Origin of the sequence: Pseudomonas siliginis (assembly GCF_024072275.1) — a bacterium.
Classification (GTDB): Bacteria; Pseudomonadota; Gammaproteobacteria; order Pseudomonadales; family Pseudomonadaceae; genus Aquipseudomonas; species Aquipseudomonas siliginis.
In genome coordinates this window covers 4,380,112-4,400,974 of the sequence record NZ_CP099598.1, presented here as the reverse complement: position 1 = coordinate 4,400,974, position 20,863 = coordinate 4,380,112, and the positions used below count along the sequence as shown (strand labels likewise).

The following is a 20,863-nucleotide window of genomic DNA, read 5'->3' as shown; positions in this document are numbered from 1 at the left end:
TTGCCATGTTTTCGGCTATCCCCTGAAAAACTTTAGGCCCAATCAACCATAAGCTTGCATGCGCCGTTGCGAGACCTGCTGCGGCACAGTTTAGGGAAGCGACGGGATCGGCGCCAGTTTTCTCCACGAGGCTTTTACATGGCCACTTCGACCTGTCCCGGCGCAATCACCTGCGCCTTGATAACTCTCTGAGAATTAAGGTTTTTTACTCGAATCTGTTCTTTCATGCCGCCATTGGAGAGCGCTTCACCCGGCATGCGTACGGCAAGGGTGCCGCTGCGCGCAGTGATCACCACCTGGTCACCCTTGCGCACCACTTCGGCCTGTTCCAGATGCACCAGGGTGATGACCTGATCGGCGACCGTTGGTCGGGTAAGTTTCTGCCCGATCGCTTCGTCGACCGAGGTCAGGAAACCCTGGTTGATCGTGCTGACGTCGCGCTCGCGCAAGGTCACATCCTGCGGCTCGATAATGCCGGCGCGTTTCAGCGGACGAGTGGTCGTCACGATCTCGCGAAACAGGCGGACTTGAGCGGGTACGAACACCGTCCAGGGCGAACTGCCTTCGCAGCGAACCTTCACCGTAACGCGGCCCAGCGGGCGTGCCGGGCTCTCCAGCGTGGCTGTCAATTCCTTGTCGCACATGGGCATGCGCATGCGCGGGTCGAGCTGGTTGACTTCGATTTCGTAGCGGCCTTCGGTTTGACTGGAAGCCAAATAGTCTTCTACGGTGAATTCAAGAAAGCCCTGAGTCACGCCGATAAGCATATCAGGCAAGGTAACCGCATCTGCATGGGCAGGACTGCCAGCAAGCAAGCAGCAAACGGCGGACACCGCGCAAAGCCCTTTGCGAAGGGAGGATGTCAGGCGTCGGGAAAATGTCGTTTGAGCGTTCATACGAGTTAAAAAGCAAGCGCCGTGCCGTTTAGCAATGAATGTGCGTCGCAACAACACTTGGCGTTGGTGTAGGAGTCTGGGCATGGCTGGTGTAATGGATTCGGTGAACCAGCGCACGCAACTGGTAGGGCAGAATCGCCTCGAGCTGCTGTTGTTCCGTCTCGACGGGCCGCAGCTCTACGGGATCAACGTGTTCAAGGTACGGGAAGTGTTGCAGTGCCCGTCCCTGACGTTGATGCCCAAATCCAGTCCTGTCGTGTGCGGGGTAGCGAATATACGGGGAGCGACCATTCCGATCCTGGATCTGGCAATGGCAACGGGCTCCGGTGCGTTGAAAGACAAGAACAGTCCGTTCGTGATCATCACGGAGTACAACACCAAGACCCAGGGTTTCCTGGTCCGCTCGGTGGAGCGCATCGTCAACATGAACTGGGAAGAGATCCATCCGCCACCCAAGGGTACCGGCCGCGATCACTACCTGACCGCTGTGACGCGGGTTGACAATCAGTTGGTCGAAATCATCGACGTCGAGAAGGTGCTGGCCGAAGTGGCGCCGACGCCGGAAGCGATTTCGGTGGGCGTGGTCGATGTCGAGACGCAGACCAAGGCGTTGTCGCTGCGGGTGCTGACGGTCGATGACTCGTCGGTGGCGCGCAAGCAGGTCACGCGTTGTCTGCAGACCATCGGTGTCGAAGTGGTGGCGCTGAACGACGGCAAGCAGGCGCTGGATTACCTGCGCAAGCTGGTCGACGAGGGCAAGAAGCCGGAAGAAGAGTTCCTGATGATGATTTCCGACATCGAGATGCCGGAGATGGACGGGTACACCCTGACGGCGGAAATCCGCGGCGACGCACGCATGCAAAAGCTCCATATCATCCTGCATACTTCGTTGTCGGGGGTATTCAATCAGGCGATGGTGAAGAAAGTCGGTGCTGATGACTTCCTGGCCAAATTCCGTCCTGATGACCTCGCATCCCGGGTAGTCGACCGGATCAAAGCAGCAGATATCAGCTAGGGGCCTTCTGCCCCTGGCGGTCAACACGATTTAAGAGGCGGCATCATTGTCTACGGGTAATTTGGATTTCGAACAGTTCCGGGTCTTCCTGGAAAAAGCCTGTGGCATTCTGCTCGGTGAAAACAAGCAGTATCTGGTCTCGAGCCGTCTCAACAAACTGATGGAGCAGCAAGGCATCAAGTCCCTGGGTGAGCTGGTACAGCGCATCCAGACCCAGCCGCGCAGCGGTTTGCGCGAGCAGGTGGTCGATGCCATGACGACCAACGAAACCCTGTGGTTTCGCGACACCTATCCGTTTGAAGTCTTGAAGAACAAGGTACTGCCGGAAGCGATCAAGGCCAGCCCCAACCAGCGTCTGCGGATCTGGTCGGCGGCCTGCTCGTCGGGACAGGAACCGTACTCGCTGTCGATGTCGATCGACGAGTTCGAGCGCAGCAACCTGGGTCAGTTGAAGATGGGTGTGCAGATCGTTGCCACCGATCTGTCGGGCCTGATGCTCAACAACTGCAAGACCGGCGAGTACGACAGCCTGGCCATCGGTCGCGGTCTGTCGCCGGAACGCCTGCAACGCTACTTCGACCCGAAAGGGCCGGGGCGCTGGGTGGTCAAGGCGCCGATCAAGAGCCGGGTGGAATTCCGCTCGTTCAACCTGCTCGACAGCTATGCGGCGCTGGGCAAGTTCGACATCGTGTTCTGCCGCAACGTGCTGATCTACTTCTCTGCCGAAGTGAAGAAGGACATCCTGTTGCGCATTCACAGCACGTTGAAGCCGGGTGGGTACCTGTTCCTTGGCGCTTCGGAAGCGTTGAACGGATTGCCGGATCATTACCAGATGGTTCAGTGCAGCCCGGGGATTATCTACAAGGCGAAATAAGCGGTTTGCGCTGATACAAAAACGGGAGGCCCGCAAAGGCCTCCTTTTTTTATGCCCGAATTCTTTTCCACGAACCCCCTGTCGGAGCGAGCCTGCTCGCGAAAGCGGTCTGTCCATAAGACAGTTGGCGCCTGACACGCCGCCTTCGCGAGCAGGCTCGCTCCCACAGGGATCTGCGCTGACCTGGCAACGACGGCAAGCGGCAGAAAAGCGGCATCCGGCGGTAACCGGTTGCCGCTTTTCTGGCATTGCCGCTTTGCCTGTCAGGCGCAAAGCCCCGGAATACGGGGCTTTGTTCATTTGGCACGGCGCTTGCTAAAGCTCAGATACGAAAAACCGGTCACCTGAAGGTTCCCGACATGAGCATCAGCTTCGACAAAGCGCTGGGCATTCACGAAAAGGCATTGGGCTTCCGCGCCCAGCGTGCCGAAGTGCTGGCCAACAACATCGCCAACGCCGACACCCCGAACTACAAAGCGCGGGATCTGGATTTCTCCAAAGTGCTCGAAGCACAGACCGAGAAGACCAAGACCGGCGGCCACTTTGCCCTGAACATGACCAACAGCCGGCACATCGAGGCTGAAGGGCTGGGCAACGGCGACGAGTCGCTGATGTATCGCACGCCGATGCAGCCTTCGATCGATCAGAACACCGTCGACGCTCAACTGGAACAGTCGAACTACGCGGAAAACGCTGTCGGCTTCCAGGCCAGCTTCACCTTGCTCAACAGCAAATTCAAAGGGCTGGTGTCAGCCCTGCGCGGAGAATAATCCATGTCCCTGTCCAGCGTTTTCAACATTGCCGGCAGCGGCATGAGCGCGCAGACCACGCGTCTGAACACCGTGGCTTCGAACATCGCCAACGCCGAAACCGTTTCGTCGAGCATCGACCAGACCTACCGCGCCCGTCATCCGGTGTTCGCCACCATGTTCCAGGGCGGCCAGGCCGGCGGCAGCAATTCGCTGTTCCAGAACCAGGACGCGGCCGGGCAGGGCGTGCAGGTGCTTGGCGTCGTCGAAGACCAGAGCAACCTCGAAGCGCGCTACGAGCCGAACCATCCGGCCGCCGACGCCAAGGGCTACGTCTACTACCCGAACGTCAACGTGGTGGAAGAAATGGCTGACATGATTTCCGCGAGCCGCTCGTTCCAGACCAACGCGGAAATGATGAACACCGCCAAAACCATGATGCAGAAGGTACTGACCCTCGGTCAGTAATAAGGGGCGACTGCAATGAGCGTTACGGATACCACCAGCAGCCTGAGCATGAACGACATCCTGGCCAACTCGTCGAAGAAGGCCAGCAGCACGACGTCGGGCGGCATCGCTTCGGCGACCAACAGTGCCACCGGCGGCCAGGCGCTGGGCAAGGATGCTTTCCTGCAATTGCTGGTCACCCAGCTGAAAAACCAGAACCCGCTCGACCCGCAGGACAACAGTGCCTTCGTCGCGCAGTTGGCGCAGTTCAGCAGCCTTGAAGGCATCACCACGCTGAACTCCACTGTCAGTGGCCTGGCCGGCAACTACAACTCGTCGCAGGCGTTGCAAGCGTCGTCGCTGGTCGGTCGCAACGTGATCGTGCAGACCAACACCGCCCAGCTCGATGACCCGAGCAAAGGCCTGACCGGTTCGGTCACCGTGCCTTCGTCGATTGCCGGCGGCACCGTGACCATCACCGACAAGGACGGCAAGACCGTGCGCACCATCGACCTGGGCAGCCGCGCTGCCGGCGATGCCAGCTTCACTTGGGACGGCAAGGACACCGCCGGCACCGTGGTTCCGGTCGGCACTTACACGTTCAAGGCCAACGCACCGATCAACGGCACCGCGACCGACCTGGCGACCTACCTGCCGGCGACCGTCAACAGCGTGACGATCAGCCAGACCGGTGGCGAGCTGATGCTCAACCTGGCCGGCAAGGGCACCGTTGCCCTGTCCAAAGTACAAACCATTGGTATATAGAGCCGACTAACCCGGCACGAAGGAGTGGAACATGTCTTTTAACATCGGCCTTAGCGGTCTCTATGCCGCCAACAAACAACTCGACGTCACCGGCAACAACATCGCCAACGTCGCCACCGCCGGTTTCAAATCCTCGCGCGCAGAATTCGAAGACGTCTATTCGTCGACTCGTCTGGGCAGCGGCAGCAAAGTGATCGGCAACGGCGTGCGCCTGGCCAACGTTTCCCAGCAGTTCACCCAGGGTGACATCAACAACACTGGCAACGTGCTGGACATGGGCATCAACGGTTCCGGTTTCTTCACCATGAGCAACAACGGCTCGATTTCGTACACCCGTGCCGGTACGTTCAAGGTCGACAACGCCGGTTACATCACCAACACCGACTACACCTCGCGTCTGCAGGGTTACGGTGTGGATGCCAACGGCAAGATCATCAACGGCGTGTTGACCGATCTGAAGATCGACACCTCGAACCTGGCGCCGAAGTCGTCTTCTTCGGTGACCTCGAGCATCAACCTCAATTCGTCTTCGCCAGTGATCGTTGATACCGGCGCCAGCGCCGTCAAGTTTGATCCGTCGAAGCCTGAGACTTACACCAAGTCCTTCAGCACACCGATCTATGACACCCAGGGCAACGCCCACGTCATGGACCAGTACATGGTCAAGACTGGCGGGAACACCTGGAAGGTTTACACCCTGGTCGATGGCCGTAACCCGGACGCTACCGGCAGCAACCCTGTGACCACTGCGCCGGTTGCCTCGACATTGTCGTTCGACAGCTCCGGCAAGCTGGTTCAGGTGAGCACGCCTAACCCGGCGGATCCGGCCAACCCGATCATCAGCAGCGATCTGAAGATGACCGGCTGGGTGCCGGGCACTGTGACCAATGGCGTGTTTACGCCTAACGGCGCGGCAGCGAACCCGAATGGCGTGACCATCTCGATGGCCAACACCACTCAGTACAACGCTGATACCTCGCGTACGATCCCGACTCAGGATGGTTACGCCACTGGCCAGATCACCAACCTGACCATCGACGGCACCGGTACGCTGTTTGCCAACTTCAGCAACAACCAGAGCAAGGCGATTGGTCAGGTTGCACTGGCCAGCTTCACCAACGAACAGGGCTTGCAGGCTGTCGGTGGCACCAGCTGGAAAGAGACTTTCGCTTCGGGTATTCCGGGCTATGACGCGCCGAAGACCGGTACGTTGGGTGAGGTGGTGTCCAACTCGCTGGAAGAGTCGAACGTTAACCTGACCAATGAGCTGGTTGATCTGATCAAGGGTCAGAGCAACTATCAGGCGAACGCCAAGACCATTTCGACGCAGAGCACGATTATGCAGACCATTATTCAGATGACCTGATTCGGGTTTCTGACTGGTTTTTTGGGCCCCTCGGTTTTGAGGGGCTTTTTTTTTTGGCCGTGGCGGCCTTTGGGCCGACCAGGCTGTTGGGGTTTTGGGTGAATATCCGTTGCTGCGGGTGTTGCTGATTACGGTTTCGCCCTTACGGCGACTTACTTTTTTACAAGCGCCAAAAAAAGTAAGCAAAAAACGCTAGCTCCTGCGTTCGGCCCTCGCAGGCTCGGGTTCCTTCGCTGCGGGATCGATCCGGGCGCAGCGGCTCCGGTTTGCTTCGCTGCACCTACACTCGCTGTGTCTGGCTGCGCCAGACGGTCGCTGCGCTCCCACCCCCGGATCAATCCCTCCGCTCAGCCTTCCGACGTCGCCGGTGGATCAAGATCAAGAGCACTCGAGCTTGCGCTCATTGTTGAGTGGGGCGGCTTCGCCGCGGGCAGCTGCGCTGCTTTTGCCTTTTTGTGGGAGCGAGCTTGCTCGCGAAGGCGGCCTGTCAGCCGACCTGTTCTTGAAGTGGTACCCAATCCAACTGTAGGAGCTGCCGAAGGCTGCGATCTTTTGATCTGGCTTTTGCTTTTGCTTTTGCTTTTGCTTTTGCTTTTGCTTTTGCTCTGGCTTTTGATCCGGCTTTTGATCTTTTGCCCCTTCGGCAGGCTTCGTTACGGGATCGATCCGGGGGTGGGAGCGCAGCGACCGTACGACGCAGTCGTACACAGCGAGTGTAGGTGCAGCGAAGCCAACCGGAGCCGCTGCGCCCGGATCGGTCCCGTAACGAAGGTACCCCGAGCCCCAGCGAGCGGGCCGTACGCCGGGGCAAAGCCTTTTGGGTTACCTTTTTGGCGTCTGAAAAAGGTGACTCGCTGTAAGAGCGAAACCATAAGAAGCCGTTACCGCAGCAACGGATATTCACCCAAAACCCCAAGAGCCTGGTCGGCCCAGAGGCCGCCAAGGCCGCCAAAAAACAAAACCCCCGACAAACCAGAAGTCTGTCGGGGGTTTTCTTTTGTCTCGAGATCCCAGGCGTCTCGCAACGCCTGATCTCAGCTCAGCTTATTGGCAAGCTTCGCAATCCGGCTCGTCGATCGCGCAAGCCTTTGGCACTGGCGCCGGACCTGCCGGAGCGGCCAGGACCGAATCGTCGCCGTGGTTGCCGCCGCTGGAAACAGCGTTCAGCTTGCCGGTGTTGATGGTCGACTTCTCGGTGCTGGTCGCGGCCAGGGCACGGAGGTAGTAAGTGGTTTTCAGACCACGGTACCAGGCCATGCGGTAGGTCACGTCAAGCTTCTTGCCCGATGCGCCGGCGATGTACAGGTTCAGCGACTGGGCTTGGTCGATCCACTTCTGACGACGGCTGGCGGCGTCAACGATCCACTTGGTGTCCACTTCGAACGCGGTCGCATAGAGCTCTTTGAGTTCTTGCGGAATGCGCTCGATCTGCTGCACCGAACCGTCGTAGTACTTCAGGTCGTTGATCATCACCGAGTCCCACAGACCGCGAGCCTTCAGGTCGCGAACCAGGTACGGGTTGATCACGGTGAATTCGCCCGACAGGTTCGATTTCACGTACAGGTTCTGGTAGGTCGGTTCGATCGACTGCGAAACGCCAGTGATGTTGGCGATGGTCGCGGTCGGTGCGATGGCCATGATGTTCGAGTTACGGATGCCTTTCTGTACACGGGCGCGAACCGGTGCCCAGTCAAGGGTTTCCTTCAGGTCGACATCGATGTACTTCTCGCCACGCTGTTCGATCAGGATCTGTTGCGAATCCAGCGGCAGGATGCCCTTGGACCACAGCGAGCCGTTGAACGTCTCGTAGGCGCCGCGCTCGTCGGCCAGGTCGCAGGAAGCCTGGATCGCGTAGTAGCTGACCGCTTCCATCGACTTGTCGGCGAACTCGACGGCAGCGTCGGAGCCGTAAGCGATGTGCTGCAGGTACAGAGCGTCCTGGAAGCCCATGATGCCCAGACCGACCGGACGGTGGCGGAAGTTGGAGTTCTTCGCTTGTGGCACCGAGTAGTAGTTGATGTCGATCACGTTATCGAGCATGCGCACGGCGGTGTTCACGGTGCGTTGCAGCTTGGCGGTATCGAGCTTGCCGTCGACGATGTGGTTCGGCAGGTTGATCGAGCCCAGGTTGCAAACGGCGATCTCGTCCTTGTTTGTGTTCAAGGTGATCTCGGTGCACAGGTTCGAGCTGTGGACCACGCCGACATGCTGCTGCGGGCTGCGCAGGTTGCACGGGTCCTTGAAAGTCAGCCATGGGTGGCCGGTTTCGAACAGCATGGACAGCATCTTGCGCCACAGGTCTTTGGCCTGGATGGTCTTGAACAGCTTGACCTTGCCCGGGTACTCGGTCAGCGCTTCGTAATACTCGTAGCGCTCTTCGAAGGCTTTACCGGTCAGGTCGTGCAGGTCCGGTACTTCGGATGGCGAGAACAGGGTCCACTTGCCGTCATCGAAGACACGCTTCATGAACAGGTCAGGGATCCAGTTGGCGGTGTTCATGTCGTGGGTACGACGACGATCGTCACCGGTGTTCTTGCGCAGCTCGATGAACTCTTCGATGTCCATGTGCCAGGTTTCCAGGTAGGCACACACAGCGCCTTTGCGCTTGCCACCCTGGTTCACGGCGACAGCGGTGTCGTTCACTACTTTGAGGAACGGCACAACGCCTTGCGACTTGCCGTTGGTGCCCTTGATGTACGAACCCAGCGCACGAACAGGCGTCCAGTCGTTGCCCAGACCGCCGGCAAATTTCGACAGCATGGCGTTGTCGTGGATCGCGTGATAGATGCCCGACAGGTCATCCGGCACGGTGGTCAGGTAGCAGCTCGACAGCTGTGGACGCAGGGTACCGGCGTTGAACAGGGTCGGGGTCGAAGCCATGTAGTCGAACGAGGACAGCAGGTTGTAGAACTCGATCGCACGGTCTTCTTTCTGCTTCTCTTCGATCGCAAGACCCATGGCCACGCGCATGAAGAAGATCTGCGGCAGTTCGAAACGCACGCCATCCTTGTGGATGAAGTAGCGGTCGTACAGGGTCTGCAGGCCCAGGTAAGTGAATTGCTGATCGCGCTCGTGGTTGATCGCCTTGCCCAGTTTTTCCAGGTCGAAGGTGGCCAGCACAGGGTTCAGCAGTTCGAACTCGATACCTTTGGCGATGTAGGCCGGCAGGGCCTTGGAGTACAGGTCGGCCATTTCGTGATGGGTGGCGCTTTCGGCGACTTCGAGGAAGTTCAGGCCTTCGGCACGCAGGGTGTCCATCAGCAGGCGGGCGGTAACGAACGAGTAGTTCGGCTCGCGCTCAACCAGGGTACGGGCGGTCATCACCAGCGCGGTGTTGACGTCGGTCAGGGCCACGCCGTCGTACAGGTTCTTCAGGGTTTCGCGCTGGATCAGGTCGCCGTCGACTTCTTCCAGGCCTTCGCAGGCTTCGGTAACGATGGTGTTCAGGCGGCCCATGTCCAGCGGCGCGAGGCTGCCGTCGGCGCGGGTGATGCGGATCGACGGGTGCGCGTTGACTGCTGCTTCGGCAGGAGCGTGAGCTGCGCGCTCTTTCGAACGGCCGTCACGGTAGATCACGTAGTCGCGTGCAACTTTCTGCTCGCCGGCACGCATCAGGGCCAGTTCGACCTGGTCCTGGATTTCTTCGATGTGGATGGTGCCGCCCGATGGCATGCGACGCTTGAAGGTCGCAGTGACCTGTTCGGTCAGGCGCGCAACGGTGTCGTGGATTCGCGACGAAGCGGCAGCGGTGCCGCCCTCAACTGCGAGGAACGCTTTGGTGATAGCGACGGTGATCTTGTCATCGGTGTAAGGAACGACAGTGCCATTACGCTTGATCACGCGCAGCTGGCCAGGCGCGGTGGCTGCCAGATCCGAAGTCGAATCGGCGGCCTGCGGCAAGGTGCCCTGCGGGTTCTCGCGAGTTGTGTCGGTTTGCATGGGGGGTGGTCTCCACATTCTCTATGTTTGTTTGGCACCGTCATGGTGCTCACCGTTCTGTACCGAAGCACTGCAACCGACGGGCGTCGGCATTACAAACTTCGGAACAGTAGGAAAAAGGCTGCAACGCCGCATCCTTGCCGAAGTTTTGGTTACGAGCCGAAGCTCGCCACCGGATTCCTTCGCGGGTGGCAGTCATGACTGCAACACCCATACCGTTTTGTCCGTTTCGGACCAAATAAAACGGTGCCAACCGCCAGTGCGGTTTGGGCTTGAAAAAACTCGCTTGTTCTACCGGAAACCGGCCATAAAGCGCTTGAGTTTCAGGTCTGAAATGTGGTTGGGCGTTTTAGGTGAAAACCCTATATGTAGGGTCTCCGTTTTCGCCGTGCTACAAGATAATGCGTTTCAGGGGGGGATTGCAACGTACTACCTGTGGATAAGCCTGTGCGTAATTTGTGTAAGAAACAGGGAAAACGCGTGTAGGCCGCGAACCTGCTGAGCCAGACCGTTTGTCACTGTTTTTTTGCCTGGAAAAACGCTTCAGCGGTTTTTTAAGGGCGCGAACCCTATCACAGAATTCCGCCTTGTCCGAACGCATTTACCGACTTGTTTTCCGGGTGATCGGCGTTTATACAATCGCTGGGCGCATGAGCATTTTTATCCTCCTGAAACATGACAGATGATCGGGAGATACACGCAGGATTGTGGGAGCGAGCCTGCTCGCGAATCGGTTGACCACTGAGCATTCAGGTTGAAGCAACAGACGCTTTCGCGAGCAGGCTCGCTCCCACAGGTTTTGTCCGTGTCAGGCGATTGTCTTTCTTCTTTTAATAAAAACAGCAAGCAGAGGTCACCGGTGGAGCAACAAACCTGGCAGGTATTGATCGTCGAGGATGACCAGCGACTGGCCGAGCTCACCCGCGATTACCTGCAAGCCAATGGCCTGCGCGTCGAGATCGAAGGCAACGGTGCGCTGGCGGCGGCGCGGATCATCAAGGAGCAGCCGGATCTGGTGATCCTCGATCTGATGCTGCCCGGCGAAGATGGCCTGAGCATCTGCCGCAAGGTGCGCAGCCAGTACGACGGGCCGATCCTGATGCTCACCGCGCGCACCGATGACGCTGATCAGATCCACGGCCTCGACCTCGGTGCCGACGACTATGTGTGCAAACCGGTGCGCCCGCGCTTGTTGCTGGCGCGCATCCAGGCGTTGCTGCGACGCAGTGACACACCGGAGCCGGTCGCGGAAAAATCCCGGCGGTTGCAATTCGGTCCACTGGTGGTCGACAACGCATTGCGCGAAGCCTGGCTGAGCGACAACGGCATCGAGCTGACCAGCGCCGAGTTCGACCTGCTCTGGCTGCTGGTGTCCAATGCCGGGCGGATTCTTTCCCGGGAAGAAATCTTCACTGCATTACGCGGCATCGGCTATGACGGCCAGGACCGCTCGATCGACGTGCGCATCTCGCGCATCCGCCCGAAAATCGGCGACGACCCCGATCATCCGCGCCTGATCAAGACCATTCGCAGCAAAGGCTACCTGTTCGTCCCTGAGGCCTGCGCAGACCTGGCGCTGTGAATTCGATCTTCCTGCGCATCTACGGCGGCATGTGCGCCGCGCTGATTCTGGTGGCGGTGCTCGGCGTGCTGGCGCTGAACCTGCTCAATCAGGTGCGCAGCGAGCAATATCGCGAACGCCTGGCCCACGGCACCTTCTCGCTGATGGCCGACAACCTGCAACCGATGAACCAGACCGAACGCCATCGCGCGCTGCTGGTGTGGGAGCGGCTGCTCGGTATACCGCTGACGCTGAAGAAATTCTCTGAAACCGACCTTGATCTGGCCCAGCGCACCCGTGTCCTGCGCGGTCAGGCGCTGGTCGAGCAAACCGGGCCACATGCCGCCAAGGTCTATCGGCTGATCAGCGAAAAAGAGCAGCTTGTACTGGTAGGAGAGGTGCAGCAGATCAGCGAGCAACTGGCCCGGGCGACCATCTATTTGCTGGCCGATGAGCTGGTGCGGGTACCGGTCGGCGAACAGCCCAAGCGTCTGGCGCAGATAAAGCAGGAAAAGGGCTTCGGCTTCGATCTGCGTCTGGTCACGGTAAATGACGCCGACATGGACGAAGACCAGAGTCGTCGCGTGGCCGAGGGCGACACGGTGATGGCGCTGGGCAAGGGCGGCGATTCGATCCGCGTGTTTGCCGGCATGGTCGGCACGCCGTGGGTGCTGGAAATCGGCCCGCTGTATCAGATGAATCCTTACCCGCCGGAATGGCTGGTATTGATTGCCGCGCTCGGTCTGACGCTGATCGGTCTCATCGTTTATCTGCTGGTGCGTCAGCTTGAGCGGCGTTTGCGCGGTCTCGAAGCAGCGGCCACGCGCATTGCCAAGGGCAGCCTGGAAACTCGTGTGCCGGCGCGCGGCGCTGACTCTGTCGGGCGGCTTGCGTCGGCGTTCAATGGCATGGCTGAGCACTTGCAACAGTTGCTGGCGATCCAGCGTGAACTGGTGCGCGCGGTGTCTCATGAACTGCGTACCCCAGTGGCACGGTTGCGTTTCGGGCTGGAAATGATCGGCACGGCCACCACCCCGCAGGCACTGGAGAAATACCGTGAAGGCATGGATCACGACATTGAAGACCTCGATAAGCTGGTCGACGAAATGCTCACCTACGCACGACTGGAGCAAGGCTCGCCGGCGCTGACTTTCCAGCGAGTCGATCTGGATGCGCTGGTCAATCAGGTGATCGAAGAATTGGCGCCGCTGCGCGCCGAGGTCACGGTGCAGCGCGGTTTGTGTCTTTCATCTGCCGACAATGACGGCGCCTGGGTCGAGGCCGAACCGCGTTATCTGCACCGAGCGCTGCAGAATCTGGTGGGCAACGCGATGCGCCATGCGCATTCGCAGGTGACGGTGAGTTATCAGGTCGGCCAGTTGCGCTGCCGGATCGACGTCGAGGATGACGGGCCGGGCGTGCCGGAAGTGGCTTGGGAGCGGATCTTCACGCCGTTTCTGCGCCTCGACGATAGCCGCACGCGCGCCTCGGGCGGGCATGGTCTGGGGTTGTCGATTGTGCGGCGGATCATTCACTGGCACGACGGCCGCGCGATCATTGGCAAGAGCAAGAGCCTGGGCGGGGCGTGTTTCAGTCTGAGTTGGCCGAGGAATCAGGAGCGCCGCTGAGATTCGGTATACCGCCTTCGCGAGCAGGCTCGCTCCCACATTTGAAATGCAATCCCCTGTGGGAGCGAGCCTGCTCGCGAAGGCGCCATTACAGGCAATGCAAAACTTCAGGCAGGAATACTGACCAGGCTCAACAACTGCCCATCCTGCACGCCGAACTGCGCCTCCAGCTCCGATCCATTGCGCCATTCGCTCGACAGATCCGTCAACAACCGCAGCCTGACCTGTCCCGCCTCAGTCCACTCCAGCACTTCGGCATGCTCGAAATAAAAGCGCTGCTGCACGATCGGGTACAGCGCCTTGAACAAACTCTCTTTGACCGAAAACGTCAGGGTCACCCGCAGCGCCAGTTGCTCCTGAGAACCCGCCGCCATGCGTTGCAGTTCCGCTGGCGTGAGGATTTCCCCGGCCAAGCGTTCGGCGCGCTCATGGCTCAACAGGTTTTCCAGATCCATGCCCAAGCCGCGCCAGTGCTGCTTGTTGGCAACAATCGCCGCCGCACGGCCGGTGCTGTGAGTGATCGAGCCGCAGATATGCGCCGGCCACACCGGGGCGCGGTCTTCGCCGATCGGCGGGACGATATACAGGCCTTCGAGTTGTTGCAGCGCGGCCCGGGCGCAGATGCGTCCAGCGAGAAACTCGGCCTGGCGCTTGGCCACCGAGCGCTGAATGCTCGGCGGCGCCAGCACAGCGCTGCGCTGGAAGTCATCGCCAAGCAGGCGTGCCGGGTCGAAGTGGGTACTGAGCAGCACGGTATCGGCCAGGACCGTCGGCAACGGCCAGTGGCTGTCGAGCGCAGTGCAGCAGGCGGGCAGGGCGGGGGTGAAGTTCATGGCGGGCATTTTGCCGGTTAGTCGGGGCGAGGTCGAGATCGGCGGTGAAGCCTTCGCGAGCAGGCTCGCTCCCACAAGGGATCTTCTGCGCGACAGATATCCGGTGTGGGAGCGAGCCTGCTCGCGAAAGCCGCGCCTCGGCGTTACTGACTCAGCCGAAAATCTTCTTGAAGAACGCCTGCATATCCGCCCAGGATTTTTCATCCGCCGCCTTGTTGTAACCAATGTCCGGCCCGCCATGCTCGCCATGGCTCAAACGATCGGCATCCGGATTGCTGAAACCATGCTTGGCGCCATCCAGACTGACGAACTTGTAGTCCGCCCCGGCCTTGTCCATTTCTGCCTTGAACGCGGTGACATTGTCCTGAGTGACCATGCTGTCCAGCGCCCCATGCTCGACGAGGATTTTCGCCTTGACGCTGCCCGGAGTCGCCGGGGTCTTGGTCGCCAGCGCTCCGTGGAAACTCACCACACCGGCCAGCGGCACACCCTGACGCGCGGCATTGAGCACCACGGCGCCACCGAAGCAATAGCCGATGGCGGCGATTTTGTTCGGGTCGGTCTGCTTTTGCTTCTTCAACAGATCGAGCCCGGCGGCGAAGCGTTTACTGGCGGCATCGGCATCCTTGGTCGCCGCCTGCATGAAGGCCATGGCGTCTTTCGGGTGCTCGGTGTTCTTGCCTTCGCCATACATGTCGATGGCCAGCGCGCTGTAGCCGAGTTCGGCGAGATCCCGCGCGCGGCGCTTGGCGTAATCGTTCAGCCCCCACCATTCGTGGACCACGACAACGCCGGGGCGTGGGCCTTTGATCGCGTCGTCGTAGGCGTAGTAGCCGATCAGTTTGCTGCCGTCGGCGCTTTGGTAGGGGATTTCTTCAGTCTTGATCGCAGCCTGGGTGAGGCTGCTGACCGCCAGCAAAGTGAGGGCGAGGAACAGTCGCATGGTCGGGTGTCCTTATTGAAAGTGGTCAGAACAGCCTAGTCGATCTGGTTCAGGTCAGGTTCAGAGACGGTTCAGGGGCCGTACAGGGGCGGCTCAGTAACCTTGCGCCATACCCAAACAGCACTGTGAAAGAGGAAATACCCATGACTCGTTTAAACAAATTGCTGCTGGCTTTTACCCTGTTAGGCTCCAGCATCGCGGCGAATGCCGACGACACCAGCAACTTCGCCGGCCTGACATTCGGCCAGACCAGCGACAAGATCGACAAGTCCCACGCGCTCAACAACAACCTCGGCAACCCCAACGTCACTGGGGCCATCGACGGCAACAACACCTACGGCATGCGCCTCGGTCAGCAAAACAGCCAGGGCCGCTACTACGCCACCTATGACAACGTTTCCGGCTCGCACAATGGCGTTAAACTGCGCCAGGAAAATCTGCTCGGCAGCTATGACCTGTTCTATCCAGTAGGCGGCAGCACCAAATTGTTCGGTGGCGCCACGGCCGGTCTGACCAAACTGACGCAGGATTCGCCCGGCTTCAGCCGTGACAGCGACATCGGTTACGCCATCGGTGGCCAGGTCGGTGTGTTGCAGCAAGTTTCGCAGAACACCTCGGTGGAACTCGGTTACCGTTACCTTCGCAGCAACGCCAGCACCGAAATGAAAGAAAGCGGCGGCAGCAAACAGGGCTCGCTGGACTTGACCAGCAGCGCGCAGACCTACCTGTCGGCCAACTACTATTTCTAAGCGGTTGTCGCAGTTTGAAGTGTGGGAGCGAGCCTGCTCGCGAAAGGGGTGTATCGGCCGACACTTGCTTGGCTGATCCACCGTATTCGCGAGCAGGCTCGCTCCCACAGGTAGTTGCCTGGAGAGTTCAAGTGATAGGGAGAAAGGCATGAAACTGTTGGTCGTCGAAGACGAGGCGCTGTTGCGTCATCACCTGCAAACCCGTCTGACGGAGAGCGGTCATGTGGTCGAGTCCGTGGCCAATGCCGAGGAGGCGCTGTACCAGACCGGCCAGTACAACTTCGATCTGGCGGTGATTGATCTCGGCCTGCCGGGCATGGGCGGCCTCGACCTGATCCGCCAGTTGCGCTCGGGCGGCAAGACCTTCCCGATCCTGATCCTCACCGCGCGCGGCAACTGGCAGGACAAGGTCGAAGGCCTCGCCGCCGGTGCCGACGATTACGTGGTCAAGCCGTTCCAGTTCGAAGAACTCGACGCACGCCTGAACGCATTGCTGCGCCGCTCCAGCGGCTTCACCCAGTCGACCATCGTTGCCGGGCCGTTGCTGCTCGACCTCAATCGCAAACAGGCCAGCCTCGATGAACAACCGCTGGCGCTGACTGCTTACGAATACCGCATCCTCGAATACCTCATGCGCCATCATCAGCAAGTGGTGCCCAAGGATCGCTTGATGGAGCAGCTCTATCCGGACGATGACGAGCGCGATCCGAATGTCATCGAAGTGCTGGTCGGCCGTTTGCGCCGCAAGCTCGAAGGCCCGGCCGGGTTCAAACCGATCGACACCGTGCGCGGCCTCGGTTACCTGTTCAATGAGCGCTGCACTTGATCCGTTCCCTTCGCGTTCGCTTGATGCTCGCCGCCACCACGTTGGCGGTGTTGTTCATGCTTGCCTTGCTGCCGGCGATGCAGGGTGCCTTCAGCCTTGCCTTGCAGGACTCGATCGAGCAACGTCTGGCCTCCGACGTCACCACATTGATTTCCGCCGCACGGGTGGAAAACGGTCGGCTGGTGATGCCGTCGCAATTGCCCGACGAACGCTTCAACCTCACCGATTTCCGTTTGCTCGGCTATATCTACGACCGCGACGGCAAGTTGGTGTGGCGTTCGAAAGCCACCCAGGAAGAACAGATCAACTACAAACCGCGCTACGACGGCCTCGGCAATGAGTTTGCGCGGATCCGTGAAGCCAGCGGTCAGGAATTTTTTGTCTACGACGTCGAAGTCAAATTGCTCGGCGGCAAAAGCGCAGCGTTCAGCATCGTCGCCCTGCAACCGGTGCGTGAATACGAAACCACCCTCGAAGGCCTGCGCGAAAATCTCTATCTGGGCTTCGGTGCGGCATTGCTGGTCTTGCTGGCGCTGCTATGGATCGGCCTGACCTGGGGCCTCAAGGCCTTGCGCCGTTTGAGCCAGGAACTCGACGAAATCGAAGGCGGCACCCGCGAAAGCCTGACGGAAAAACACCCGCGTGAACTGCTGCGCCTGACCGGCTCGCTCAACCGCTTGCTGCTCAGCGAGCGCCAGCAACGCAGCCGCTACCGCGACTCCCTCGACGACCTCGCCCACAGCCTGAAAACCCCGTTGGCGGTGCTGCAAGGCGTCAGCGAAGACATGGCCCAGCGCCCCGAAGACCGCGACCAGGCCTGGGTTCTGCAAAGCCAGATCGAACGCATGAGCCAGCAGATCAGCTACCAACTGCAACGGGCCAGCCTGCGCAAAAGCGGCCTGGTCCGCCATCAGGTGCGCCTGCGACCGGTGCTCAAAAGCCTGTGCGATACGCTGGACAAGGTCTACCGCGACAAACACGTGCGCGTGACCTTTGATCTGCCCGAGCACTGTTACGTGCCGATCGAGCAGGGCGCCTTGCTGGAAATGCTCGGCAACCTGCTGGAAAACGCCTATCGCCTGTGCCTCGGCGAAGTGCGGGTCAGCGTGCGCGAATCACTGGCCGGGATCGAGTTGTGTGTCGAGGATGATGGCCCGGGTGTTCCACTCGATCAGCGTGCGCGGATTCTCGAACGCGGCGAACGCCTGGATGCCCAACATCCGGGGCAGGGCATCGGGCTGGCGGTGGTCAAAGACATCATCGAAAGCTACAACGCGCGTTTGGCTTTGGGTGATTCACCGATGGGAGGGGCGGCGTTCAGGATTGATTTTCCTGCGGTGTGATTGCGAGCTGCCCTCACCCTAACCCTCTCCCAGAGGTAGAGGGGACTGACCGAAGTGTCTTTGGAAAATTATCGACCTGAGCGATTTGCAGCGAATATCGATTCAATAGAGAGCTTGCAGGTCGGCGTATTTCTCAAGCATCCCCCAATCAGTCCCCTCTCCCTCCGGGAGAGGGTTAGGGTGAGGGGCTTTTGATTTAGCGCCTCATTGCTCCTGCGACCGATAAGCCCCCGGTGTCAGCCCCGTCCATTTCTTGAACGCCCGATGAAACGCCGAAGGCTCAGAGAACCCGAGCTGCTCGGCAATCTGTTGCAACGACAGCTCCGCCCGGCCCAGATGGTAGATGGCGATATCCCGCCGCAGCTGATCCTTGAGCTCCTGAAAACTGCTGCCTTCCTCGCGCAAGTGCCGGCGCAAGGTTTGCGGACTGATATGCAGATGCGCCGCAACCGCTTCCAGATCAGGCCAGTGCGCAGCGTCGCGACTGAGCAAGCGGCGCAGACGGCTGCTCAGGCTGTCGCCGTCGTCCGGGCGTGAGAGCAGGTCGGCGGGGGAGCGTTCGAGAAAATGCTTGAGCGTGCGTTCGTCCTGCAACAGCGGCATGGCCAGATAGCGACTGTGAAACAGCAGGCTGCTTTGCTCGGCATCAAAGGTCAGCGGGCAGGGGAACAGCAGGTCGTATTCGCTGCCGTGCTCGGGGCGCGGATAGCTGAAGGTTGCCTGCTCGAGGCGAATGCGCTGGCCGATCAGCCAACTGCCGAGGCGGTGCCAGATCACCAACAGGCTCTCGCTGAGAAAATGATCCGGGTCCCACGACTGCGCGTCGTCCAGGCTCAAACGCACCCATTCGTCTTCGCGACGCAGGGTCAGGCGTGGGGCGTCGGGGAACAGGCTGTAAAACAACAAGCCACGTTGCAGAGCCTTCTCCAAGTTACGGCAGTGAATCGAGGCGTGGCACATCATGGCGAAGCTGCCGGGCTTGCTCGGCGCATTGCCGAAACCCAGGTATTCGTCGTCCAGCGCCAGCCACAGCCCTTGAATCAGCCGGGTGAACTGCTCCGGGGCAATCCGCGCGCGGGGCTCGTCGAGCAACTCCGGGCTGATTCCCAGTTGCTGCAACAAGCCTGAATAATCCAGGCCACGCCGGCGTGCACCGCCAAGGGCGGCGCGGGCGAAATGGCTGGCGATGGTGCGTTCGCGCATAAGCGGCAATCCTTGTTCAGGCACCGATCGTAATGGCGGGCCGGCAACGCCACAAGGCGGATTTCCGCCAAATTGCAGGACGCTGAACGCTCAGTTGGCGGAAATCCGCCATGCCTCAAGTCGCTGATTGGTGACAGGGAACTCCCGCAGGCCCTGATATCAAAAGGCTTGCTGCCATTCGCACCAATCTGGCACGACGTTTGCGATACAAGCCACAGAAGCGTGCATTCTCCGACCGGGAAAAATGCCGTTCCAACAACAAATCCCTCCAGTGCAGGAGGGTTCGCAATTAAGGTTCGGCGCTCGACAGATGGATGTTGCCGCTGGACGCTTGAGGAAACCTGCAATGACGACTCGTCAGCCACTGTACAAATCCCTGTATTTCCAGGTGATCGTTGCCATCGCCATCGGCATCCTGCTTGGTCACTTCTATCCGCAGACCGGTGTGGCCCTCAAGCCACTGGGTGACGGCTTCATCAAGCTGATCAAAATGGTCATCGCCCCGATCATCTTCTGTACTGTTGTCAGCGGCATCGCCGGCATGCAGAACATGAAATCGGTAGGCAAGACCGGCGGTTACGCGCTGCTGTACTTCGAAATCGTTTCCACCATTGCCCTGCTGATCGGTCTGATCGTGGTCAACGTTGTGCAACCGGGCGCCGGCATGCACATCGACGTCACCACCCTGGACGCCTCGAAAATCGCCACCTACGTGACGGCCAGTAAAGACCAGAGCATTGTCGGTTTCCTCCTCAATGTGATCCCGAACACCATCGTCGGCGCGTTCGCCACCGGTGACATCCTGCAAGTGCTGATGTTCTCGGTGATCTTCGGCTACGCCCTGCATCGCCTCGGCTCGTACGGTCGTCCGCTGCTGGACATGATCGATCGCTTCGCCCACGTGATGTTCAACATCATCAACATGATCATGAAACTGGCGCCACTGGGTGCGTTCGGTGCCATGGCGTTCACCATCGGTGCCTACGGTGTCGGCTCGCTGGTGCAACTGGGCCAGTTGATGATCTGCTTCTACATCACCTGCGTCCTGTTCGTCGTGCTGGTGCTGGGTGCGATCTGCCGTGCTCACGGTTTCAGCGTGTTCAAACTGGTGCGTTACATCCGTGAAGAGCTGTTGATCGTACTGGGTACGTCCTCGTCGGAATCGGCACTGCCACGCATGCTGATCAAGATGGAGCGTCTGGGCGCGAAGAAATCCGTCGTGGGTCTGGTGATCCCGACCGGTTACTCGTTCAACCTTGACGGTACTTCGATCTACCTGACCATGGCCGCCGTGTTCATCGCCCAGGCGACCGACACGCACATGGACATCACCCACCAGATCACTCTGCTGCTGGTGCTGCTGCTGTCCTCCAAAGGCGCGGCAGGTGTAACCGGTTCGGGCTTCATCGTTCTGGCCGCGACGCTGTCGGCGGTTGGTCACCTGCCGGTTGCCGGTCTGGCGCTGATCCTCGGTATCGACCGCTTCATGTCCGAAGCCCGCGCACTGACCAACCTGGTCGGTAACGCTGTAGCGACCATCGTCGTCGCCAAGTGGGTCAAGGAACTGGACACCGATCAACTGCAGACCGAGCTGGCTTCCGGCGGTCGCGGTATCTCCGACGAGCGTGAAGAAGACGACCTGGGTGTGGCTGAAGGCCCAACCCCGAGCAATGTGAAGTAAGCATCGCTTGCACAGAAAAACCCGCTTCGGCGGGTTTTTTCTTGC

General features: G+C 59.8%; 17 protein-coding genes. 12 read left to right on the top strand and 5 right to left on the bottom strand.

All coding sequences use genetic code 11. The features are described 5' to 3' along the window. Positions 1-134 precede the first annotated feature (134 nt). A complete protein-coding gene (gene flgA, locus NF676_RS20240; RefSeq protein WP_073472167.1) occupies positions 135-896 on the bottom strand; it encodes a flagellar basal body P-ring formation chaperone FlgA in 762 nt (253 codons plus the stop codon). Positions 897-978: 82 nt separating this feature from the next. Between flgA and NF676_RS20235 the strand changes: the two genes are divergently transcribed. From NF676_RS20235 to flgE, 6 genes are all read left to right on the top strand, one after another. Beyond that, complete coding sequence (locus NF676_RS20235) at positions 979-1,911, top strand: chemotaxis protein CheV (RefSeq protein WP_016773611.1); 933 nt, start codon at positions 979-981, stop codon at positions 1,909-1,911. Positions 1,912-1,957: 46 nt separating this feature from the next. Further along, a complete protein-coding gene (gene cheR, locus NF676_RS20230; RefSeq protein WP_016773612.1) occupies positions 1,958-2,785 on the top strand; it encodes a protein-glutamate O-methyltransferase CheR in 828 nt (275 codons plus the stop codon). Between the two features lie 359 nt (positions 2,786-3,144). Further along, positions 3,145-3,555, top strand: a complete 411-nt coding sequence (gene flgB, locus NF676_RS20225) for a flagellar basal body rod protein FlgB (RefSeq protein WP_016773613.1) — start codon at positions 3,145-3,147, stop codon at positions 3,553-3,555. A 3-nt stretch (positions 3,556-3,558) separates the two neighbouring features. After that, positions 3,559-4,002: a flagellar basal body rod protein FlgC gene (gene flgC, locus NF676_RS20220; protein WP_016773614.1), complete on the top strand. Its 444-nt coding sequence runs from the start codon at positions 3,559-3,561 to the stop codon at positions 4,000-4,002. Between the two features lie 15 nt (positions 4,003-4,017). Continuing rightward, positions 4,018-4,746 carry a flagellar hook assembly protein FlgD gene (gene flgD / locus NF676_RS20215; protein ID WP_016773615.1) on the top strand — a complete coding sequence of 243 codons (729 nt, stop codon included), beginning with the start codon at positions 4,018-4,020 and terminating at the stop codon, positions 4,744-4,746. A 31-nt stretch (positions 4,747-4,777) separates the two neighbouring features. Further along, a complete protein-coding gene (gene flgE / locus NF676_RS20210) occupies positions 4,778-6,112 on the top strand; it encodes a flagellar hook protein FlgE (RefSeq protein ID WP_252880650.1) in 1,335 nt (444 codons plus the stop codon). Between the two features lie 1,044 nt (positions 6,113-7,156). Here the strand turns inward: flgE and NF676_RS20205 are convergent. Continuing rightward, positions 7,157-10,051 carry a ribonucleoside-diphosphate reductase subunit alpha gene (locus NF676_RS20205; RefSeq protein WP_150637564.1) on the bottom strand — a complete coding sequence of 965 codons (2,895 nt, stop codon included), beginning with the start codon at positions 10,049-10,051 and terminating at the stop codon, positions 7,157-7,159. 859 nt (positions 10,052-10,910) lie between these two features. Between NF676_RS20205 and NF676_RS20200 the strand changes: the two genes are divergently transcribed. Further along, the gene (locus NF676_RS20200) at positions 10,911-11,633 is read left to right on the top strand and encodes a response regulator (protein ID WP_056788095.1); all 723 of its coding nucleotides are present in this window, start codon (positions 10,911-10,913) and stop codon (positions 11,631-11,633) included. After that, positions 11,630-13,240 (top strand): ATP-binding protein, encoded by a 1,611-nt coding sequence (locus tag NF676_RS20195; RefSeq protein WP_252886665.1) that lies wholly within the window; start codon positions 11,630-11,632, stop codon positions 13,238-13,240. The genes NF676_RS20200 and NF676_RS20195 overlap by 4 nt, the downstream gene beginning before the upstream one ends. A gap of 107 nt (positions 13,241-13,347) precedes the next feature. Here the strand turns inward: NF676_RS20195 and NF676_RS20190 are convergent, their stop codons facing one another. Next, positions 13,348-14,073: a 4'-phosphopantetheinyl transferase family protein gene (locus NF676_RS20190; RefSeq protein ID WP_252884700.1), complete on the bottom strand. Its 726-nt coding sequence runs from the start codon at positions 14,071-14,073 to the stop codon at positions 13,348-13,350. A gap of 151 nt (positions 14,074-14,224) precedes the next feature. Continuing rightward, positions 14,225-15,016: a dienelactone hydrolase family protein gene (locus NF676_RS20185; protein WP_095181575.1), complete on the bottom strand. Its 792-nt coding sequence runs from the start codon at positions 15,014-15,016 to the stop codon at positions 14,225-14,227. Between the two features lie 143 nt (positions 15,017-15,159). Between NF676_RS20185 and NF676_RS20180 the strand changes: the two genes are divergently transcribed. From NF676_RS20180 to NF676_RS20170, 3 genes are all read left to right on the top strand, one after another. Then, entirely contained in the window at positions 15,160-15,765 is a 606-nt protein-coding gene (locus NF676_RS20180; RefSeq protein ID WP_041479569.1) for a membrane protein, read from the top strand. A gap of 148 nt (positions 15,766-15,913) precedes the next feature. Next, entirely contained in the window at positions 15,914-16,591 is a 678-nt protein-coding gene (locus tag NF676_RS20175; RefSeq protein ID WP_016773623.1) for a response regulator transcription factor, read from the top strand. After that, positions 16,588-17,934, top strand: coding sequence for an ATP-binding protein (locus NF676_RS20170; protein ID WP_150637571.1), 1,347 nt, complete (start codon positions 16,588-16,590; stop codon positions 17,932-17,934). Before NF676_RS20175 ends, NF676_RS20170 begins: the two co-directional genes overlap by 4 nt. Before the next feature lie 204 nt (positions 17,935-18,138). Here NF676_RS20170 and NF676_RS20165 read toward each other — a convergent pair whose 3' ends face one another. Next, positions 18,139-19,137 carry an AraC family transcriptional regulator gene (locus tag NF676_RS20165; protein ID WP_056788106.1) on the bottom strand — a complete coding sequence of 333 codons (999 nt, stop codon included), beginning with the start codon at positions 19,135-19,137 and terminating at the stop codon, positions 18,139-18,141. A 346-nt stretch (positions 19,138-19,483) separates the two neighbouring features. Between NF676_RS20165 and NF676_RS20160 the strand changes: the two genes are divergently transcribed. Beyond that, positions 19,484-20,818, top strand: coding sequence for a dicarboxylate/amino acid:cation symporter (locus tag NF676_RS20160; protein ID WP_122707473.1), 1,335 nt, complete (start codon positions 19,484-19,486; stop codon positions 20,816-20,818). Positions 20,819-20,863 lie beyond the last annotated feature (45 nt).

Bases quoted from the DNA above. Each gene is read 5' to 3' on its own strand.
- NF676_RS20205 (WP_150637564.1), bottom strand. From the start codon at position 10,051: ATGCAAACCGACACAACTCGCGAGAACCCGCAGGGCACCTTGCCGCAG.
- NF676_RS20235 (WP_016773611.1), top strand. From the start codon at position 979: ATGGCTGGTGTAATGGATTCGGTGAACCAGCGCACGCAACTGGTAGGG.
- NF676_RS20190 (WP_252884700.1), bottom strand. From the start codon at position 14,073: ATGAACTTCACCCCCGCCCTGCCCGCCTGCTGCACTGCGCTCGACAGC.
- NF676_RS20175 (WP_016773623.1), top strand. From the start codon at position 15,914: ATGAAACTGTTGGTCGTCGAAGACGAGGCGCTGTTGCGTCATCACCTG.
- flgB (WP_016773613.1), top strand. From the start codon at position 3,145: ATGAGCATCAGCTTCGACAAAGCGCTGGGCATTCACGAAAAGGCATTG.
- NF676_RS20180 (WP_041479569.1), top strand. From the start codon at position 15,160: ATGACTCGTTTAAACAAATTGCTGCTGGCTTTTACCCTGTTAGGCTCC.
- flgD (WP_016773615.1), top strand. From the start codon at position 4,018: ATGAGCGTTACGGATACCACCAGCAGCCTGAGCATGAACGACATCCTG.
- NF676_RS20185 (WP_095181575.1), bottom strand. From the start codon at position 15,016: ATGCGACTGTTCCTCGCCCTCACTTTGCTGGCGGTCAGCAGCCTCACC.
- NF676_RS20165 (WP_056788106.1), bottom strand. From the start codon at position 19,137: ATGCGCGAACGCACCATCGCCAGCCATTTCGCCCGCGCCGCCCTTGGC.
- NF676_RS20160 (WP_122707473.1), top strand. From the start codon at position 19,484: ATGACGACTCGTCAGCCACTGTACAAATCCCTGTATTTCCAGGTGATC.
- flgE (WP_252880650.1), top strand. From the start codon at position 4,778: ATGTCTTTTAACATCGGCCTTAGCGGTCTCTATGCCGCCAACAAACAA.
- flgA (WP_073472167.1), bottom strand. From the start codon at position 896: ATGAACGCTCAAACGACATTTTCCCGACGCCTGACATCCTCCCTTCGC.
- flgC (WP_016773614.1), top strand. From the start codon at position 3,559: ATGTCCCTGTCCAGCGTTTTCAACATTGCCGGCAGCGGCATGAGCGCG.